The 1993-nt window shown below is 75.4% G+C and carries 2 protein-coding genes; both read right to left on the bottom strand.

The window, feature by feature from the left end:
* Positions 1–1171 (bottom strand): hypothetical protein (locus ACV4UX_RS19020; protein WP_491594849.1); only part of this gene is annotated, 1171 nt, incomplete at its 3' end.
* 40 nt (positions 1172–1211) lie between these two features.
* Positions 1212–1993 (bottom strand): tRNA(5-methylaminomethyl-2-thiouridylate) methyltransferase (locus ACV4UX_RS19015; protein ID WP_491594848.1); only part of this gene is annotated, 782 nt, incomplete at its 5' end.

Raw genomic sequence — 1993 nt, 5'->3', positions numbered from 1 at the left:
TGATGCGCTCGTGCGCCTCCGCCTCGCTCACGGAGAAGACCAGCCAGAGCGTGTCGCGCACCCCGGCCAGGTAGTCCAGGGGGCGGGCCGCCACGCCCTCCAGGGCCGCCCGCCGGAGCACGGCGAAGTTGCTCTCCCAGCCGAAGGCGCGGTCCGAGAGGGCCAGGAGGTCCGCGAACATGTTCTCGTCCCCCGCCGCGAAGAAGAGCTCCAGGTCCACCTGTTTGGCCCGGTATTCCGGGCGCGGCAGAAGGTCCGCGGCCACGGCCTCGGCCAGGCGCGCCGAGGCAGGGCCGTTGCCCGGGGCCATGAGCCGGTCCCAGAGGAACACCCGGTGTCCGGGCATGAGCCCCGCGCCGCCGCGCGACACCGCGAACTCGCCGTAGCGCAGCCCGTTGTGAACCATCCAGGCCCCGGTCAGGACGCAGTACGCCGCCAGCATGGCCGCGCCCAGGGTCAGGCGTCGGCGCGCCGGGAGCCCCGGCACGGCCAGGCACGCCAGGCAGGCCACGGCCGCCAGCTGGCTGGAAGGGCGCACCATGACCAGCGCGAAGGCCCACGCCCCGCACGCGGCCCAGCGCCACAGGGCGGGCCGCGCGATGGCTCCCAGCAGGGCCGCCGCGAAAAAGGCCGCTCCGGCGGCGGTGAGGCTTTCGGTGGCCACCGTGTGCCAGGCCCAGTTGTAGGAGGGCAGCAGGGCCAGGAGCCCGAGCAGGCCCGCCGCCAGGGCCGTGCCCCAGGCCCTGCGCGCGGCCGCGAAGAGGGCCGCGAGGCTCGCGGCGTAGAGCGCGCAGAGCCCCGCGTCCACCAGGGCCGGGCCGCCCAGGCGGTCCAATAGCCCGAAGAAGAGCGGCGCGCCCGGTGTGCGGAAGAGCATGAGCTGGTGGTCCGCCGGGGCCTCCCGGAAGAACTGCGTGAAGTAGGAAATGTAGGTGTGGAAATCCCGCCCCTGCTGGAGCGGGAACGCCAGCGACCACGCGCGGTAGACCGCCGCCAGGGCCGCGAAGGCCGCAAGGACCGGCCAGCGCGCCCCCGGGACCGCCGGAGGCGTCGGCCTCGACCGGTGGGCCGGATGCGACAGGGAATCCGTCGGCGCTGAAATCGCCGGGGAGGTCGGCGCGGCAGCGACCACCCTGTCGGCTGAGGCCGCCGGGACAGGCGCGGGGGCCAAGGCCTTCAGCTCCCTGCCGGGCGGCGCGCCCCGGCGCGGATCAATGGTCGTCCTCGCGGCTCTCTCCGAAGAGCCTGCGCTTCACCTCCGCCTGGGCCTCCCAGTCCGGCTCGGCCAGCCCGGTCCGCGATTCCCGCGCGGGGCGCACGGTCAGGCGCTGCACCTCGCCGCCGCGCGCGGCCAGCACCGCCACCTCCAGGCCCGAGGCCACGGCCTTGGGCGAGTAGGAGGCCAGAAGCGCCGCCGCGTCGGCAAGCTCCGCCGGGCTCCAGACGCGGCCCGGCAGCTCCCGGACCAGGCCCAGGGGGCTCGGGAAGCCCTCCACGTCCAGGAGGATGTCGCCGGGCCGGGCCAGGACGGCCAGGGCCTCGTTGTCGGACTGCTTGCGCCCCATGGCCATCCAGCGGGGGCCGCTCCAGAACTGTCGGCCCAGGTTCGCCAGGTCGAAATCCGCCGCCGTTGGCGCCGGATGGTGCGCCAGCACCGGCAGGTAGCGCTTGACCGACTCGCGCTCCGTGAGCAGGCAGCCTCCGGCGGGCTGGGGGATGGCCGTGACGCCCAGCCTGCGCGCCAGGGCCAGCTGCGGCCCGCGCCCCCGGCCGTTGAAGCCGTGCAGGCGCTCGCGGTCCACCAGGCCCGACTCCTCCATGGGCGTGGGCTTGAGCGTGAGCGCGCACAGGGGCCGCAGGAGCAGGCCCCGCACGCCCGCGTCACGGCTGATCACGTCCAGGGCGTCGCGGCGCTGGGACATGGGGCGCTGGCCCTTCACCTCGCCGGAGATCAGGAACCTGGCCCCGTAGCGCTCCAGCGGCCCCCGCGCGT

The organism is Fundidesulfovibrio sp., assembly GCF_058402725.1.
The sequence above is the reverse complement of the archived record's forward strand: the minus strand, read 5'-3'. Positions and strand labels throughout refer to the sequence as shown.